General features: G+C 74.6%; 3 protein-coding genes and 1 pseudogene. All 4 read right to left on the bottom strand.

What is annotated here, in order from left to right; genetic code table 11:
* Nucleotides 1-32 precede the first annotated feature (32 nt).
* Nucleotides 33-545 (bottom strand): allene oxide cyclase barrel-like domain-containing protein, encoded by a 513-nt coding sequence (locus tag ACZ5D2_RS31585; protein ID WP_371675378.1) that lies wholly within the window; start codon nucleotides 543-545, stop codon nucleotides 33-35.
* Between the two features lie 117 nt (nucleotides 546-662).
* Complete coding sequence (locus ACZ5D2_RS31580; protein ID WP_371675377.1) at nucleotides 663-2,228, bottom strand: FAD-dependent monooxygenase; 1,566 nt, start codon at nucleotides 2,226-2,228, stop codon at nucleotides 663-665.
* A pseudogene (locus ACZ5D2_RS31575) lies at nucleotides 2,225-5,515 on the bottom strand (type I polyketide synthase); the annotation flags it as partial. The pseudogene ACZ5D2_RS31575 and the gene ACZ5D2_RS31580, both read right to left, overlap by 4 nt.
* A gap of 35 nt (nucleotides 5,516-5,550) precedes the next feature.
* A complete protein-coding gene (locus ACZ5D2_RS31570) occupies nucleotides 5,551-18,387 on the bottom strand; it encodes an SDR family NAD(P)-dependent oxidoreductase (protein ID WP_371675376.1) in 12,837 nt (4,278 codons plus the stop codon).
* Nucleotides 18,388-18,466 lie beyond the last annotated feature (79 nt).

The raw sequence follows: 18,466 nt of genomic DNA, 5'->3' as shown, positions 1-18,466 counted from the left end.
CGGCGCACCGTCGCCCCCCGCACCCGCGGCGGTCACTTTCCGGCGAGCCCGCAGAGCACGAAGTTCGCCTGGAAGTTGCGGCGCAGCTCCACACTGCGCAGTTCCCGCACGCCCACCTTGCCGAGGTACCGGCCGGCGGTGCCGACCGCGTGCAGCGCCTGCCACTCGCCGGCGAGGATGGCGTTGACGTCGATCCAGCCGGCCGTCTGGATCTGCCCGTCGGGCAGGTCGACCTCCTCGCGGTAGAACGCCATCAGCCGGTCGCCCTCGGGCCGCTTCAGGACCTTCCAGCTGTGGCCCACCAGGTGGCCCACGGACGCGCCGTCCGCGTCGAAGAACTCGTCGGTGTGCGTGCTGCGGTCGCCGATGCTGAAGGAGCCCGGGACGACGGCCTCGTAGTCCAGCTTGACGGTCTCGGTCAGGCCGGTCAGCGCGAAGCAGTCGCCCGGGGACTCCTGCGACACGGCCGTCGGCTCGGTGGTCATCGCCGCCGCGCACGCGGAGCACATCGCCACGGCCGCACGGAAGGGGTCGATCAGCTGCATGTCAATGCCTTTCGTTCGGGATGTCGTTCGTCGTCAAGTCGTTCGTCGTCGTGTGAGGGGAAGGAAGGGGGAGCGGGGTGTCCGGGACGCGCCGTCCCGAAGTCTTCGGTGAGGGAGTCAGCGGCGCCCGGAAGCGTCGGCCGCCCCGAACCAGCGGCCCAGGGAGGCCTCCAGCGCCGGCCGGTCGAGGGGACGTCCCCGCGGCGCGACCCAGGCGACGTGACCGTCGGGCCGGAGCAGTACCGCCGCCAGGCCCTCCGCCGGGCCGTCCGCCGTGCCGTCCGCCGGGGTGGCGGGGGCGGACGCGGTGACCGTGTCCACCCGGCCCGCCCACCCGTCGGCGACCGCCTTCAGCTCCGGGTCGCCGGCCAGGTCCAGCAGTACCCCCCGGCCGCCCTCCAGCAGCCGCAGGCTGCCGATCCGGGAGCCGTCGGGGGCGGTCAGCTCCCGGTGCGGCATGCGCATGCCCACGAGCGGGTGCTCGTCGCCGAGGTCGTAGCGGACGTCGACGGCGCTGAGCTCCCCGGCCATCCGGTCGTTCACCTCCGTCGCCTCCAGGGCCTCGGTGACGACCGTGCGCAGCGCGTCGATGTCCGCCCCCCGCGTCATCAGCACGTTCTGCGCACGGGTGTTGAGCAGGACCCGCGCGGCCACCGGATGGCGCTCGCGCTCGTAGCTGTCCAGCAGGTCCGCGGGGGCCCGCCCGTTCACCTCGGCCGCCAGCTTCCAGCCGAGGTTCACCGCGTCCTGGAGCCCCAGGTTGAGCCCCTGGCCGCCGAACGGCGGGTGGACGTGCGCCGCGTCGCCGGCCAGCAGCACCCGGCCGATGCGGTAGCGCGCAGCCTGCCGGGTGGTGTTCCCGAACCGGCTCAGCCACTGCGGCCGCGCCTTCGACAGGTCGATGCCGGCCACCGCTGCCGCCGCCTCGCAGACCTCCTCGAACTCCGGCGGCCCCGCGCGCCTGACCGGGGGCCGGGAGAAGTCGCTGACGATGAACCGCATCACGCCCTCGTCCGCCGCCGACACCGTCACCGCCGACGCCGCCAGCCAGCCGCGCTCACCGCGGACGAAGGGGAACGGACGGCTCTGCAGCTGCGGAAGGTCCCGGCTCACGCCCGAGACGTCGGCCAGCAGCACGTCCGCCGTGGCGTCCGTGCCGGGGAAGTCCACACCGGTGAGCGCCCGGACGGTGCTGCGCCCGCCGTCGCAGCCGACGGCGTACGAGGCCCGCAGCGGGTACGGGCCGTCCGGGCCCGTCACCTCCAGCTCCACCCCGTCCGCGTCCTGGCGCAGCCCCGTCACCCGGTGGCCGCGCCGGACGGTGGCGCCCAGCTCCAGCGCCCAGTCGGCGAGCACCCGCTCGATGCGGGCCTGCGGCAGCAGCAGGACCGCGTGCGGGCTGTCGAGCCTGCCGAGGTCGATCCCCACGGGCAGCAGCGCGAAGTGGCTGTAGCGGCCCGTGCGGCTGCCGGTGAACCGGTCGAGGATCCCGCGCTGGTCCCAGATCTCGATGGTCCGCGCGTACACCCCCGGCGCCCTCGACTCGCGTTCGTCGGTGGGTTCCGGACGCTGCTCCAGGACCACCACGTCCACGCCCGCGAGCCGCAGCTCGGCGGCCAGCATCAGCCCGGTCGGGCCGGCGCCGCAGACCACCACCGGCAGCCCCGTCGGGTTCGTCGTCATGCGGACTCCTTGGTGTGCGGCGCACCGAGCACGGTGCGCAGGTATCGGGCGAGGGAGAGGGGCGAGGGGTGGTCGAAGACGACGACCGGTTCCAGCAGCAGACCGGTGTCCAGGCACAGCCGGTTGCGCAGGTCGAGCGCGGTGAAGGAAGAGAAGCCCAGGCGCAGGAACGGCACCTCAGCGTCGATGGCGTCCGGGGCGTCGTGCCCGAGGACGGCGGCGGCGTGGACGCGTACGAGGTCCAGCAGCACGCGCTCCTGTTCCTCGACGGTGGCGCCCGCGAGGCTCTCGGTCAGCAAGCCCTGCCGCTCGGTGTCCTCCACCAGCGGTGGCGACGCGGCTCCGGCTCCGGCTCCGGCCCCGGCTCCGTGCGGATCCGAACGGCTCCACCAGGCCGACAGGGCCGGCAGCAGCTCGCCCAGCGCGGCCCGGTGCCCGTCGTCCAGACCGAGCCGGCCGGCCAGGCCGTCCAGGTCCGCGCGGGAGACCTCGTCCCAGAACCCGGCGTCCGCCCCGCCGGCGCGCCGGCCGCCGCGGGCCGCCGCCGACTCCAGCCAGTAGGTCCGGCGCTGGAAGGCGTAGGGCGGCAGTTCCACCGGGCCGGCGCCCGCGAAGACGGTGTCCCAGTCCACCCCCGCCCCGTTGGCCCACGCCCGGGCGAGGGCGTCCACCGCACGCGGTGCCTCCGGCCGGCCCTTCAGCAGCACCGGCGCGAACACGTGCTCCCCGGGCGGCAGGCCCCGCTGCGCCAGGGAACTCAGCACCGCGTCCGGCCCCACCTCGACGTACGTGGACACGCCCGCGTCCGACAGGTGGCGCACGCCGTCGTGGAAGCGCACGGCCGAGCGGATCTGCCGGGCCCAGTACGCGGGCGAGCACAGCTCCGCGTCGGTGGCCGGGCGGCCGGTGACGTTGGAGACGACCGGGATCCGCGGCGGGCGGAAGGCCAGCGTCGCGGCGAACGCCCGGAACTCCTCCAGCGCGGGCTCCATGAGCGGCGAGTGGAACGCGTGGCTGACCTGGAGCCGGGTGGTCCGGCGACCCCGTTCGGCGAGACGGCCGGCGATGCGTTCGGCCGTTTCACGCTCCCCGGACAGCACCACCGAGCGGGGGCCGTTGACGGCGGCCAGGCCGACGCGGTCCTCGTGCCCGGCCAGGAGCGCAAGGACCTCCGCCTCCTCGGCCTCCACGGCGATCATCACGCCCTCGGCGGGCAGCGCGTCCATCAGCCGCGCCCGCGCGGCCACCAGGGCCGCGGCGTCGGGCAGGTCCAGGACCCCGGCGGCGTGCGCGGCGCTCAGCTCGCCGATGGAGTGCCCGATGAGGTGGGAAGGGGTGAGGCCCCAGTGGCGCAACAGCCGGTACAGGGCCGTCTCCAGGGCGAACAACGCCGGCTGGGTGTAGGCGGTGCGCTGCAGGAGGGCCGCCTCCGCGCTGTCCGGCGCGGCGAACAGGACGTCCCGCAGCGGCCGGTCCAGGTGCACGTCCAGGTGGTCGCACACCTCGCCGAGGGCCTTGGCGAAGACCGGGAAGGCCTCGGCCAGCTCGGCGCCCATACCCGGGCGCTGACTTCCCTGCCCGGTGAAGAGGAACGCGGTCCCGCCGCCCGGGGCCGCGGAGCCGCGGACGGCTCCGGCGGTGCCCCGGCCCCGCGCCAGTTCCCGCAGCGAGCCCATCAGCTCCTCGCGGTCGCGTCCGATGACGGCGGCCCGGTGCGGGAAGTGGGTCCGCGTGGTGGCCAGGGACCAGCCGACGTCCGCGGCCCCGGCGTCCGGGTGGTCGACCAGATGGCGGTGCAGCCGCCGGGCCTGGGCCCGTACGTCCGTGGCGGTGCGGCCCGACACCACCCACGGCAGGGGAACCTCCTGCACGGGCTCGCCGGCCGTCGGCTCCGCGGCCGAAGGCGCCTCCTCCAGGACGAGGTGGGCGTTGGTGCCGCTGATGCCGAAGGAGGAGACGGCGGCCCGGCGGGGGCGTTCGCCGTCCGGCTGCCAGGGGGTGGCCTCGGTGAGGAGGGAGACGGCTCCGGCGGTCCAGTCGACGTGCGGGGTGGGCTCGTCGGCGTGGAGGGTCCTGGGGAGGACGCCGTGGCGCAGGGCCATGACCATCTTGATGATCCCGCCGACGCCGGCCGCCGCCTGGGTGTGGCCGATGTTGGACTTGAGGGAGCCCAGGCGCAGGGGCCGGTCGGCGGGCCGGTTCCGGCCGTAGGTGGCGAGGAGGGCCTGGGCTTCGATGGGGTCGCCGAGACGGGTGCCCGTACCGTGCGCCTCCACGGCGTCGATACCGGCGGACTCCACGCCCGCGTCCGCGAGGGCCCGGCGGATCACCCGCTCCTGGGCGGGCCCGTTCGGGGCGGTGAGGCCGTTGCTGACCCCGTCCTGGTTGACGGCGCTGCCTCGGATGACCGCCAGGATCCGGCGCCCGTTGCGCTCGGCGTCGGAGAGCCTCTCCAGCAGGAGCAGGCCCGCGCCCTCGGCGAGCCCGGTGCCGTCGGCGTCGGCGGAGAAGGCCCTGCAGCGGCCGTCCTCGGACAGCCCGCGCTGCCGGCTGAACTCCACGAAGGTGTCGGGGGTGGCCATCACGGTCACCCCGCCGGCCAGCGCCAGGTCGCACTCGCCCCGTCGCAGCGCTTGCACGGCCAGGTGGACGGCGACCAGGGACGAGGAACAGGCGGTGTCCACCGTCAGGGCCGGCCCCTCCAGACCGAAGGTGAAGGAGATCCGCCCGGAGGCCACGCTGGTGGCCGTCCCGGTCATCAGCTGGCCCTCGAACTCCTCGGGAGCCTCCTGGGGATGCGGTGCGTAGCGCTGGCCGACCACCCCCGCGTAGACGCCGGTGTTGCTGCCGCGCAGGGTCTCCGGGACGATCCCCGCGCCCTCGAAGGCCTCCCACGCCGTCTCCAGCAGCAGTCGCTGCTGCGGATCCATCGCCGTGGCCTCCCGCGGGCTGATGCCGAAGAACTCGGCGCCGAACTCGCCGGCGTCGTGCAGGAAACCGCCGCCGGAGGCGTACGTCGTCCCCTTGCGCGCGGGGTCGGCGTCGTATAGGGAAGCGAGGTCCCAGCCCCGGTCGCCGGGGAAGGCGGAGACGGCGTCGGTGCCCGCCTCGACGAGCCGCCACAGCTCCTCGGGGGTGCGGACGTCCCCGGGGAAGCGGCAGCTCATCGCGACGATCGCGATCGGTTCACCGGCCGCGGCACGGGCCTCGCGCAACAGCTCCCGCGTTTCCTGCAGGTCGGCCGTCACCCACTTGAGGTAGTCGAGCAGCTTCTCTTCGTTGGTCATCGTGGAGTCCTCCTCTTCGATCGGTCGGGAAGGCATCAGCGGCCCGCCGCCCGGCCTAGGTCCCGGTCGATCAGGGCGAAGATCTCGTCCGACGACGCCTGTGCGAGCTCCCGGGCGGCGGCCCCCGCCGCGGCGCCGCGCCGCGTCCGGCCCCAGGTGGCCACCAGCGCTTCCAGTCGCTGGACCACCTCCTGGCGCACGGAGTCGTCGGCCGGGTCGGTTCCGTTCAACAGGGCTTCCACGCCCGCCAGTTCGGCGAGGGCCGGATCAGGGGCCGCGGGGGTCGCGGGGAGCAGGGCGTCCCGCAGGTGGCGGGCGAGGGCGCCCGGAGTGGGGTGGTCGAAGACCAGGGTCGAGGGCAGTCGCAGCCCGGTCGCGCCGGCGAGCCGGTTGCGCAGTTCGACGGCGGTCAGGGAGTCGAACCCCATGGCCGTGAAGGGGCGTTCGGCCTCCATGCCGTCCGCCGCGGAGTGTCCGAGGACCGCGCCGGCCTCGCCACGCACCAGGCCGAGCAGGGCCTCGTCCCGTTCCTCCTCGGACAGCGCGAGCAGCCTGCGCTCCCAGGACCCGGCCGGCGCCGCGCCGTCGGAGGACCGGGCCGCACGGCGCAGCGGGGCGCGGAACAGGTTCCCCAGTACGGGGGGCAGGGTGCCGTTCCCGGCCCGCTCCCGCAGGGCCGCCGGATCGAGCAGGGCGGGCACGACCACCGCTTCGGCGGCCGTCAGGGCCCGGTCGAACAGGGCCAGACCGGTCTCGGTGGTGAGCGGGACCATGCCCGTGCGGGACATCCGGCCCAGGTCCGTCCGCCCCAGGTGGGCGGTCATCCCGGAGCGTTCGGCCCACAGTCCCCAGGCCATCGACACCGCGGGCAGTCCCTGTGAGCGGCGCCGCTGCGCGAGGGCGTCGAGGAAGGCGTTGGCCGCCGCGTAGTTGGCCTGGCCGGGAGAGCCGACGGTGGCAGCGGCCGAGGAGAACAGGACGAATGCCGAGAGGTCCATGTCGCGGGTCAGCTCGTCCAGGATCACGGCGGCGTCCACCTTGGGCCGCAGCACCTCCTCCACCCGGTCCGGGGTCAGTTCGGTGAGCACCGCGTCGTCGAGGGTGCCGGCCGCATGGATGACGGCGGTGAGCGGCACCGGCAGCGATGCCAGCAGTTCGGACACGGCCTGTCGGTCGGTGGTGTCGCAGGCGGTGATGGTGGTGTGTGCGCCGAGGTTGGTGAGTTCGGTGTGGAGTTGTTGGGCGGTGGGGGTGTGGGGGCCTTGGCGGCTGATGAGGTGGATGTGTTTGGCGTTGTGGTGGGTGATGAGGTGTCGGGCGGTGTGGGCGCCGAGGGTGCCGGTGCCGCCGGTGATGAGGATGGTGCCGTTGGGGTTGAGGGGGGTGGGGTGGGTGAGGGCGATTTTGCCGGTGTGGCGGGCTTGGCGGAGGTGGCGGAGGGCTTGGGGTGCTTGGTGGGTGTTCCAGGTGGTGGTGGGGAGGGGGGTGATGGCTTGTTGGGTGAGGAGGTGGGTGAGGTGGGTGAGCATGTGCTGGATGTGGTCGGGGGTGGTGTCGGCTTGGAGGTCGAAGGCTTGGTAGGTGGTGCCGGGGTGGGTTCGGGCGATGGTTTGGGGATCCCGGATGTCGGTTTTGCCCATTTCGAGGAAGTGTCCGCCGTGGGGGAGGAGGCGGAGTGAGGCGTCGACGAAGTCGCCGGCGAGGGAGTCGAGGATGACGTCGACGCCGGTGTTGTGGGTGGTGTTGAGGAAGTGTTGTTCGAAGTCGAGGGTGCGGCTGGAGGCGATGTGGTCGTCGTCGAGTCCCATGGCGCGCAGGGTGGGCCATTTGTGGGGGCTGGCGGTGGCGAAGACTTCGATGTTCCAGTGTCGGGCGAGTTGGAGGGCGGCCATGCCGACGCCTCCGGTGGCGGCGTGGATGAGGAGTTTTTGTCCGGGTTGGATGTGGGCGAGGTCGTGGAGGGCGTAGTAGGCGGTGAGGTAGACGACGGGGAGGGTGGCTGCTTGTGTGTGGGTGAGGTGGTGGGGGGTGTGGGTGGCCATGCGGTGGTCGGTGACGGCGGTGTTGGCGATGGAGGCGGGGAAGAGTCCGAAGACGCGGTCGCCGGGGGTGAAGCGGGTGACGCCGGGGCCGGTTTCGGTGATGATGCCCGCGGCTTCGCTGCCGATGAGGGCTTCGTTTCCGGGGTACATGCCGAGGGCGATGAGGACGTCGCGGAAGTTGAGGCCGGCGGCGCGGACGTCGATGCGTATCTGTCCGGGTTCCAGGGGTGTGCGGGGGGTGGGCAGCAGCGCCAGGTTCTCCAACGTCCCCTTCGCCACGCTCTCCAGACGCCAGTCCGCAGCGTCCGGCGGCGCCAGCTCGTGGTCGCCCGGCGTCGCACGGACGAGCCGCGCGGCACGCACCTCCCCCTCACGGAGTGCCAGTTGGGGCTCACCGGTGGCCACCGCGGCACGGATCGCGTCCCGGGACTCCTCCCGGCCGTCCACGTCCAGCAGGACGAAGCGCCCCGGGTTCTCCGACTGGGCCGTGCGCAGCAGACCCCACACCGCGGCGTGCGCGAGGTCGTGCACCTGATCGGCGGCCCCGGCCGCCACGGCGCCCCGGGTGAGGAACACCAGCCGTGAGGAGGCGAACCGTTCGTCGGCGAGCCAGGCCTGCGCCAGGCCGAGGGCCCGGCACGTCGCCTCCCGCGTGAGCCCGGCGAGGTCACCGCCGGACGGCTCCCGGCACTCGACCACCACCGCCGCCGGCACCTCGCCGGCCGGCGCCCGCAGCTCCGCGTACGGGGCGGCGTCCAGGGCTTCGGCCAGGCCGGCCGATCCCAGCACGGCCCAGGCGGCGGCGTCCGCGTCCGCCGCGGGCACGGGCGCCCACTCGGGCCGGAACAGGCAGTCCGCCCCGGTCGCATCGCTGGGCGCCCGACCCGGCGACCCGGCCCGCAGGACCAGGGAGTCCACCGAGGCCACCGGCTGCCCGGTGGAGTCCGCGACGTGCACGCGAACCGCGTCCGCGCCCGCCGGAGAGATCCGTACGCGCAGCTCCCGGGCACCCCGTGCGTGCAGCCGCACACCGCTCCAGGCGAACGGCAGCCGCACCGGCCGGTCCTCGTCGCCGGGCCCGTCCAGGCCTAGGGCGTGCAGGGCCGCGTCCAGCAGCGCCGGGTGCAGTCCGAAGGTGTCGGCCTCCTCCGACAGGGCTGCGTCCAGGGCCACTTCGGCGTACAGGTCCTCGCCGGAGCGCCAGGCGGCCGTCAGCCCCCGGAAGGCCGGCCCGTACTCGTACCCGAGGGACCGCAGGAACGCGTAGTGCCCGCCCACGTCCACCGGTGTCGCTCCGGCCGGCGGCCAGGACACGAGCGCGTGGTCCTCCTCCGGCCGGACCGCCGTGCCCAGCGTCCCCGTGACGTGCCGGGTCCAGGGCAGGTCCGCGTCGGCGCCGCCGGGCCGGGAGTGGATCTGCAGGGGCCGCAGCCCCGCCCCGTCCGGCGCGCCGACGGTCAGCTGGAGGTGTACGGCCTCCTCCGCCAGCGGCAGCGGCGCCAGCAGCGTCAGCTCCTCGACACCCGCACAGCCCACCTCCCCGGCGGCGTGCAGGGCGAGTTCCACGAAGGCGGTGCCCGGCAGCAGGACGGTCCCGGTCACCGCGTGGTCCGCGAGCCACGGCCGGTCCGCGCGCGACAGGCTGCCCGTGACGATGAGGCCATCGCTGCCCGCGAGCGGCAGGGCCGCGCCGAGCAGCGGGTGACCGGCCGGCCGCAGCCCCAGCCGCCCGGAACCCGGCCGCGCGGGTCCCGCGTCCAGCCAGTGCCGACGCCGCTGGAACGGGTACGTCGGCAGGTCGACGGCCGGTCCCGTGGCCGCGGGCAGGGCCGGTGACCAGTCCACGTCGAGGCCCTGGACGTGCGCGGCGGCGAGCGCGGCGAGCATCCGGGAGGGCCCGCCGTCGTCGCGGCGCAGCGTACCGATCACGGTGGTGGCCGCGCGCGGGTCCAGCTCCTCCAGCGTCTCCTGGACTCCGAGGGTCAGCACCGGGTGGGGACTGACCTCGATGAAGGTGTGGTGCCCCGCGGCCGCCAGGGCGGCGACGGTCTCCGCGAAGCGGACGGTGCCGCGCAGGTTGCGGTACCAGTAGCCGGCGTCCAGGCCGGTGGTGTCGACGGGGCCCGCGGTGACGGTCGAGTAGAAGGGGATGGCGCAGGGGAGCGGGGCCACCGGCGCCAGCACCTCGGCGAGACGCTCCCGGACCGCCTCGACGTGCGGGCCGTGCGAGGCGTAGCCGACGGGCAGGACCTTGCTGCGCACGCCCCCGGCGGTGCAGTGCTCGTGCATCTCGCGCAGCGCCTCGACGTCACCGGAGACCACGGTGGACCGCGGACCGTTGACGGCCGCGACCGAAAGCCGCTCGTCCCACCGCCGCAGCAGCTCCACGACCTCGGAGTGCGGCAGGGGCACCGACAGCATGCCGCCGCTGCCGTGCAGGGTGTCGAGTGCCCGGGCGCGCAGGGCCACGACGCGGGCGGCGTCCTCCAGGGTGAGCGCGCCCGCGACGCACGCCGCCGCCATCTCGCCCTGGGAGTGGCCGATGACCGCGGCCGGTTCGACGCCGTACGAGCGCCACAGCGCCGCCAGGGACACCATGACCGCGAACAGCGCGCACTGGATCGTCTCGGCGGTGTCCATCGCCGGTGCCCCCGGCCTGTCGTGCAGGAGGTCGAAGAGGTCCCACTCGGTGTGCGGGGCCAGCGCCTCGGCGCACTCGCGCATCCGCTCCCGGAACACCTCGGAGTCCCGGAGCAGCTCCAGCGCCATGCCCTGCCACTGGGAGCCCTGGCCGGGGAAGACGAACACCGCCCGGTGCCCGGACCGGGCGAGGCCCCGCGTCAGCGCCGGCGCCGCTTCGCCCCGCGCCAGTGCGGCGAGCCCCGTGCGCAGCTCGTCCCGGTCCGCCCCCACGAGTACCGCGCGGTGCTCGAAGGCGGCCCGGGTCGTCGCCAGGGCGTGCGCGACGTCCGCGACACCGACACCGGCTCCGGCCCCGGGGCCGGAGCCGAGGTGGTCCAGCAGCTGCCCGGCCCGCGCCCGCAGGGCGTCGGCGGAACGCCCGCTCAGCAGCCACGGCACCACACCGGGTGCCGCGGTGCCGGCTGCCGCGACCGTCGCGGCCGGACCGGCCACGGCCTCCGCCGCGGGGTGCGGCTCCACGGCCGGCGCGCCCTCCAGGACCAGGTGCGCGTTGGTGCCGCTCATGCCGAACGAGGAGACCGCGGCGCGGCGCGGCCGGCCCGTCTCGGGCCAGGGCGCGGCCTCGGTGGCCAGCCGGGCGGAGCCGGCGCTCCAGTCGACGTGCGGGGTGGCCTCCTCGGCGTGCAGGGTCGGCGGGAGGACGCCGTGGCGCATCGCCATGACCATCTTGATCACGCCCGCGACACCGGCGGCCGCCTGGGTGTGGCCGATGTTCGACTTCACCGAGCCCAGGTGCACCGGCAGCCCCTCGGCCCGGTTCTGCCCGTAGGTGGCGAGGAGGGCCTGGGCCTCGATGGGGTCGCCGAGGCGGGTGCCCGTGCCGTGCGCCTCCACGGCGTCGACGTCGGTGGGTTCCAGGCGGGAGTTGGCGAGGGCCTGGCGGATCACCCGCTCCTGGGACGGACCGTTGGGCGCCGTCAGACCGTTGCTGGCACCGTCCTGGTTGACGGCGCTGCCCCGGATCACCCCGAGGATCCGGCGCCCGTTGCGCTCGGCGTCGGAGAGCCGCTCCAGCAGCACCAGACCCACGCCCTCGCCCCAGCTCGTGCCGTCGGCGTCGGCCGAGAAGGCCTTGCAGCGGCCGTCGGGGGCCAGCCCCCGCTGCCGGCTGAACTCCACGAACAGCGTCGGCGTGGCCAGTACGGAGGCCCCGCCGGCCAGGGCGAGCGAGCACTCGCCCCGGCGCAGCGCCTGCGCCGCGAGGTGGATGGCCACCAGCGACGAGGAGCACGCCGTGTCGATGCTGACCGCCGGACCCTCCAGGCCGAAGGTGTAGGCGACCCGGCCGGAGATGATGCTCGCCGAGCTGCCCGTGAGCCGGTAGCCGCCCGCACTGTCGGGAGCGGAGTCCAGCAGCGCCGTGTAGTCCTGCGAGCTGGTGCCCGCGAAGACCCCCGTGTCACTGCCGCGCAGCGTCGCCGGGTCGATGCCCGCGCGTTCGAAGGCCTCCCAGGCCGTCTCCAGCAGGAGCCGCTGCTGCGGGTCGGCCGCGGTGGCCTCGCGCGGGTTGATGCCGAAGAACTCGGCGTCGAAGAGCGGGGCGTCGTAGAGGAAGCCGCCGTGCCGGGTGTACGTCCTGCCGGGCGTCCCGGGCTTGGGCAGGTAGAGGCCCGCGGTGTCCCAGCCGCGGTCGGTGGGGAACTCCGCGATGGCGTCGGTGCCTTCGGCCACCAGCCGCCACAGGTCCTCGGGCGAGGCGACGCCGCCCGGGTAGCGGCAGCTCATCGCCACGACGGCGATCGGCTCGTCCGCCGCGCCGGCCGCCGCGGCGGCGGTGGGCGCCGCCTCCGGTACGGGCGCGGCTCCTTCGAGCAGTTCGTTGACGTGGCGGGCCAGTGCCGTCGGGGTGGGGTGGTCGAACGCCAGGGTCGCCGACAGGCGCAGGCCCGTCGCCGCGTTCATCCGGTTGCGCAGCTCGACCGAGGTCAGCGAGTCGAAACCGATCTCGCCGAAGGGTCGTTCGGGGTCGACGGCTTCCGTCGTGGAGTGCCCGAGCACCGTGGCGGCCTGGGTGCGGACCAGCTCCAGCAGCGCCTTGGTCCGCTCGGCGGCGGGCAGCTCCACGAGCTTCGCGAGGGCCTGGTTCCCGGCACCCGCCGGGCCCGCCGCGCCGGGGCGCGCCCCGGCGCGGGGCAGCCGCGGCTTGACCAGGGAGCCGAGCAGCACGGGCAGGTCGCCCTCGTCGGCCCGCCGGCGCAGGGCGGCGAGGTCCAGGTGGGCCGGGACGGTCACGGCACGGTCCGAGACCAGCGCCGCGTCGAGCAGCGCCAGCGCCTCCTCGACCGGCATGGGGGCGACCCCGCTCCGGCCGATCCTGGCGCGGCTCGTCTCGTCCAGCGCGCCCGTCATGCCGCTGCTCTGGTCCCACAGGCCCCAGGCGAGGGAGGAACCCGGCAGCCCCTGGGAGCGGCGGTACTCCGCGAGGGCGTCGAGGAAGGTGTTGGCCGCCGCGTAGTTGGCCTGCCCGGCGTTGCCGAGGGTGCCGGCGATCGAGGAGAAGAGGACGAACGCGCTCAGGTCCGCGTGGCGGGTCAGCTCGTGCAGGTTCCAGGCCGCGTCCACCTTGGGGCGCAGCACGTCGTGCAGCCGCTCGGGGGTGAGGCCGTCGAGGAGCGTGTCGTCGAGGACGCCGGCGGTGTGGACGACGGCGGTCAGCGGGTGTTCGTCCGGGATGCCGTCGAGGAGCCGGGCGAGTGCGTCCCGGTCGGTGGTGTCGCAGGCGGTGATGGTGGTGTGTGCGCCGAGGTTGGTGAGTTCGGTGTGGAGTTGTTGGGCGGTGGGGGTGTGGGGGCCTTGGCGGCTGATGAGGTGGATGTGTTTGGCGTTGTGGTGGGTGATGAGGTGTCGGGCGGTGTGGGCGCCGAGGGTGCCGGTGCCGCCGGTGATGAGGATGGTGCCGTTGGGGTTGAGGGGGGTGGGGTGGGTGAGGGCGATTTTGCCGGTGTGGCGGGCTTGGCGGAGGTGGCGGAGGGCTTGGGGTGCTTGGTGGGTGTTCCAGGTGGTGGTGGGGAGGGGGGTGATGGCTTGTTGGGTGAGGAGGTGGGTGAGGTGGGTGAGCATGTGCTGGATGTGGTCGGGGGTGGTGTCGGCTTGGAGGTCGAAGGCTTGGTAGGTGGTGCCGGGGTGGGTTCGGGCGATGGTTTGGGGATCCCGGATGTCGGTTTTGCCCATTTCGAGGAAGTGTCCGCCGTGGGGGAGGAGGCGGAGTGAGGCGTCGACGAAGTCGCCGGCGAGGGAGTCGAGGATGACGTCGACGCCGGTGTTGTGGGTGGTGTTGAGGAAGTGTTGTTCGAAGTCGAGGGTGCGGCTGGAGGCGATGTGGTCGTCGTCGAGTCCCATGGCGCGCAGGGTGGGCCATTTGTGGGGGCTGGCGGTGGCGAAGACTTCGATGTTCCAGTGTCGGGCGAGTTGGAGGGCGGCCATGCCGACGCCTCCGGTGGCGGCGTGGATGAGGAGTTTTTGTCCGGGTTGGATGTGGGCGAGGTCGTGGAGGGCGTAGTAGGCGGTGAGGTAGACAACGGGGAGGGTGGCTGCTTGTGTGTGGGTGAGGTGGTGGGGGGTGTGGGTGGCCATGCGGTGGTCGGTGACGGCGGTGTTGGCGATGGAGGCGGGGAAGAGTCCGAAGACGCGGTCGCCGGGGGTGAAGCGGGTGACGCCGGGGCCGGTTTCGGTGATGATGCCCGCGGCTTCGCTGCCGATGAGGGCTTCGTTTCCGGGGTACATGCCGAGGGCGATGAGGACGTCGCGGAAGTTGAGGCCGGCGGCGCGGACGTCGATGCGTATCTGTCCGGGTTCCAGGGGTGTGCGGGGGGTGGGCAGCAGCGCCAGGTTCTCCAACGTCCCCTTGGCGGTCACGTCCAGCCGCCAGTCGCCACCCTCCTCGGGCGGCACGAGCCCCGCCGCCGGGCCGCCCGTCCGCACCAGCCGCGGCACCGACACCGCGCCCTCGCGGACGGCGAACTGCGGCTCACCACAGGCCAGCGCCGTCGCCAGCGCCGCACGGGAAGCCCCGGTGCCGTCGAGGTCCACGACCTGCAGCCGCCCCGGGTACTCGGTCTGGGCCGAACGCACCAGACCCCACAGCGCCGCCGCCGCCGGATCCCGTACGTGGTCGTCCTCCCCGGCCGCCACCGCACCACGGGTCACCACGGCCAGCCGCGAGGACGCGAACCGCTCGTCGGCCAGCCACTCCCGCACGGTCGCCAGCAGGGCGGCGGTCGACGCGTGGACCGCCGCGGGCACGTCCTCGCCGGACTCCCCGGCGAAGAGCGCCACGACCGGCGGAACGGGCTCGGGAAGAGCGGACAGGTCCGGATACGAGTCCGCCCCGGCCGGCCCGTACGGGTCCTCGCCCAGGACCGCCGGCGCCACCACGGGCCCCTCGACCCGGGTGGACAGCGGCGTCCAGTCGATCCCGAAGAGCCCGTCGCGCACGCCCCGCGCGGCCGAGAGCCCGGCCGCCGCCACGGGCCGCACCGACAGGGAACCCACCGACAACAGCGGGTTGCCGGCCCCGTCCGACACCGCCAGTGACACCTCGTCGGGCCCGCTCCGCGACAGCCGGACCCGCAACTCCGAGGCCCCCGTGGCGAACAGCCGCACGTCGCTCCACGCGAACGGCAGCCGGAAGACCGCCGGCTCGCCCTCCCGCGGCAGCGACTCCAGGGCCAGCACGTGCAACGCCGCGTCCAGCAGAGCCGGATGCACGGTGAACAGCGCGTCGTCGTCCTCACCGGAACCGGCTCCCGCCGCCCCTCGCGGCAGGACGACCTCCGCGTACAGGTCGTCCCCGTCGCGCCAGGCACCGCGCAGGCACTGGAACGCCGGCCCGTACGCGTAACCGTGCCCGGCCAGCCGCTCGTAGAGGCCGTCCGTGTCGATCGCGACCGCCCCCGCCGGAGGCCAGGCCCCGGCGGACGGCGCGTCGGCGACCGTGACCGTGTCGTGCGGCGCCGGGGCGAGGGTGCCCGTCGCGTGCCGGACCCACTCGACGCCCTGCGCCGTGCGGGAGTACAGGCGGACCTGCCGCCTCCCCGCACCGTCCTGCGGGCCGCCGACCAGCTGCACGTCCACCTCGACCCCGTCCAGCGGCAGCGGCGCCTCCAGCGTCAGGTCCTCGACGACGGGCGTACCCAGCCGGAACCCGGCCAGCAGCGCGAGCTCCACCATCGCCGTCCCCGGCAGCAGGGTCGAACCCAGCACCGCGTGGTCGGCGAGCCAGGGGAGGGCCGTCAGCGACAGCCGGCCCGTGAACAGGTGGCCCTGCCCGCCGGCCAGTTCCACCGCAGCGCCCAGCAGCGGGTGCTCGGCCGCGGCCAGCCCCGCCGCTCCCAGGTCGCCGCGCGCCTCCGCCGCGTCCAGCCAGTGGCGTTCGCGCTGGAAGGCGTACGTGGGCAGGTCCACGGAGTCGTTCCCGTCACCGCCGAACACGCCCTGCCAGTCCACCTCCACCGCGCCCCGCACGTGCAGCCGCGCGAGGGCCGTCATCACGGCCTGCGGCTCCGGGCGGTCCTTGCGCAGCGACGCCACGCACACCGCCGGGACCCCGGCGCCCGCCTCGGTCCCCGCTCCGGCGCCCGCACCGGCTTCCGCCTCGGTTTCCGCCTGGGCCATCGCCGTCAGCGGTCCGTCCGGGCCCAGCTCGACGAACGCGGTCACCCCCTCGTCCCGCAGCGTGCGCACCGCCGCGTGGAACCGTACGGCCTGGCGCGCGTGGTCGGCCCAGTAGTCCGCCGAGCCCAGCTCGCGCGCCGTGGCCCGCCGCCCCGTCAGGGTCGAGACCACCGGGATCGTCGGGGCCCGGAAGTCCAGGCCCCGCGCGACGGCCCGGAACTCCTCCAGCATCGCGTCCATGTGCGGCGAGTGGAAGGCGTGGCTGACCGTGAGGCGGCGCGTCCGGACGCCCAGCTCCTCCAGGCGCGCGGCGACCGCGGCGACCGCGTCCTCGTCACCGGACACGACCGTCGACTCGGGGCCGTTGACCGCCGCCAGCACCGCCGAATCCTCCAGGCCCGCCAGCAGCGGCAGCACCCGCTCCTCCGACGCCTGCACCGCGAGCATCGCGCCGCCCGCCGGCAGCGCCTGCATCAGCCGCCCGCGCTCCACCACCAGCCGGGCCGCGTCGTCGAGGGAGAGCACGCCGGCCACGTAGGCCGCCGTCAGCTCACCGACCGAGTGCCCGGCCACCACGTCCGGCCGCACGCCCCAGGACTCCCACAGCCGGAACAGCGCCGACTCGATCGCGAACAGTGCAGGCTGCGCGTACTGCGTGCGGTGGACCGCCTCCGCGTCGGCCAGCGCCTCGCGCACCGGCTGCCCGTGCGCCTCCAGGGCGTCGCAGACCTCGTCGAAGGCCGCGGCGAACACCGGGAACGCGGCGTACAGTTCGCGCCCCATCCCCGCGCGCTGGCTGCCCTGCCCCGTGAAGAGGAACGCCAGCCGCCCCCGCGCGGAGGCGACGCCCTCCAGCGCGCCACCGCCCGAGGCCAGCGCCGCCAGCCCCGTCATCAGCGCCTCGCGGTCGCCCGCCACCACGGCCGCCCGGTGCGGGAACTGCGTACGGGTCCCCGCCAGGGCCCGGCCGACCGCCGGGGCCGAGGCCTCGGGGAGCTCCGTCAGCCGCTCGTGCAGCCGCGCCGCCTGAGCGCGCAGCGCCGCTTCGCTGCGGCCGGATACCACCCACGGCACCACCGGGGCGCCCGCCGGCCGCTCGGCCCCGGCTTCGGCTCCGGACTCGGTGGGGGGTGCCTGTTCGAGGATGAGGTGGGCGTTGGTGCCGCTGATGCCGAAGGAGGAGACGGCGGCCCGGCGGGGGCGTTCCCCGTCCGGCTGCCAGGGGGCCGCATCGGTGAGGAGGGAGACGGCGCCTTCGGTCCAGTCGATGTGGGGGCTGGGTTCGTCGGCGTGGAGGGTTTTGGGGAGGAGGCCGTGGTGCATGGCCATGACCATTTTGATGACGCCGCCGACGCCTGCGGCGGCCTGGGTGTGGCCGATGTTGGATTTGAGGGAGCCGAGGTGCAGGGGTCGGTCGGTGGGGCGGTTCTGGCCGTAGGTGGCGAGGAGGGCCTGGGCTTCGATGGGGTCGCCGAGACGGGTGCCCGTGCCGTGCGCCTCCACGGCGTCGACGTCCGCCGGTTCCAGGCGGGCGCTCGCCAGGGCCTCGCGGATCAGCCGCTGCTGGGCCGGGCCGTTGGGCGCCGTCAGCTGGCTGCTGGCACCGTCCTGGTTGACGGCGCTGCCCCGGATGACCGCAAGGACACGGTGGCCGTTGCGCTGAGCGTCGGAGAGCCGCTCCAGCAGGAGCAGGCCCGCGCCCTCGCTCCAGCCGGTGCCGTCGGCGTCGGCGGAGAAGGCCTTGCACCGGCCGTCCTCGGACAGCCCGCGCTGCCGGCTGAACTCGACGAAGGTGTTGGGCGTGGCCATGACGGTCACCCCGCCGGCCAGGGCGAGGCCGCACTCGCCGTTGCGCAGCGACTGGATCGCCAGGTGGATGGCGACCAGGGAGGAGGAGCACGCCGTGTCGACGGTCACCGCGGGCCCCTCCAGACCCAGGGTGTACGCCACCCGGCCCGAGGCCACACTGCCCGCGCTGCCGTACCCGATGTATCCCTCGAAGGTCTTGGGCGCAGGCGTCAGCCGCGAGGCGTAGTCGTTGTACATGACACCGGCGAACACCCCGGTCCGGCTGCCGCGCAGGCTCTCCGGGACGATGCCCGCCCGCTCCACCGCCTCCCAGGCCGTCTCCAGCAGCAGCCTCTGCTGGGGGTCGGTGGCCAGGGCCTCGCGCGGGCTCAGCCCGAAGAACTCGGGGTCGAACCGCGGGGCGTCGTAGAGGAAGCCGCCGTGGCGGGTGTAGCTCGTGCCGACCTGGTCGCGGTCCGGGTCGTAGAGCCCGTCGAGGTCCCAGCCTCGGTCGGTGGGGAAGCCGTCGATGGCGTCCGTACCGTCCGCGACCAGGCGCCACAGCTCCTCGGGCGAGGTGACCCCGCCCGGGTAGCGGCAGCTCATCGCCACAACGGCGACCGGCTCGTGCCGGTCGGTCTCGACTTCGCGCAGGCGCTGCCTGACCCGGGCGAGATTGCCCGTGGCGCGCTTGAGATATTCGCGAAGCTCTTCCTCGCTTGCCATTGCGGTGTCAGCCTTTCGGGGAACGGTCCATCGGGGGGCGGGGCGCGGGCCGGGCGCGGGAAGGGTGGCCGGGCGGGGT

This window comes from Streptomyces sp. NPDC031479, assembly GCF_055581065.1.
Note: the sequence above shows the minus strand (reverse complement) of the source record. Positions and strands in the feature narration are given on the sequence as shown.

Coding starts and splice junctions, on each gene's coding strand:
- ACZ5D2_RS31580 (WP_371675377.1), bottom strand. CDS start 2,228: ATGACGACGAACCCGACGGGGCTGCCGGTGGTGGTCTGCGGCGCCGGC.
- ACZ5D2_RS31570 (WP_371675376.1), bottom strand. CDS start 18,387: ATGGCAAGCGAGGAAGAGCTTCGCGAATATCTCAAGCGCGCCACGGGC.
- ACZ5D2_RS31585 (WP_371675378.1), bottom strand. CDS start 545: ATGCAGCTGATCGACCCCTTCCGTGCGGCCGTGGCGATGTGCTCCGCG.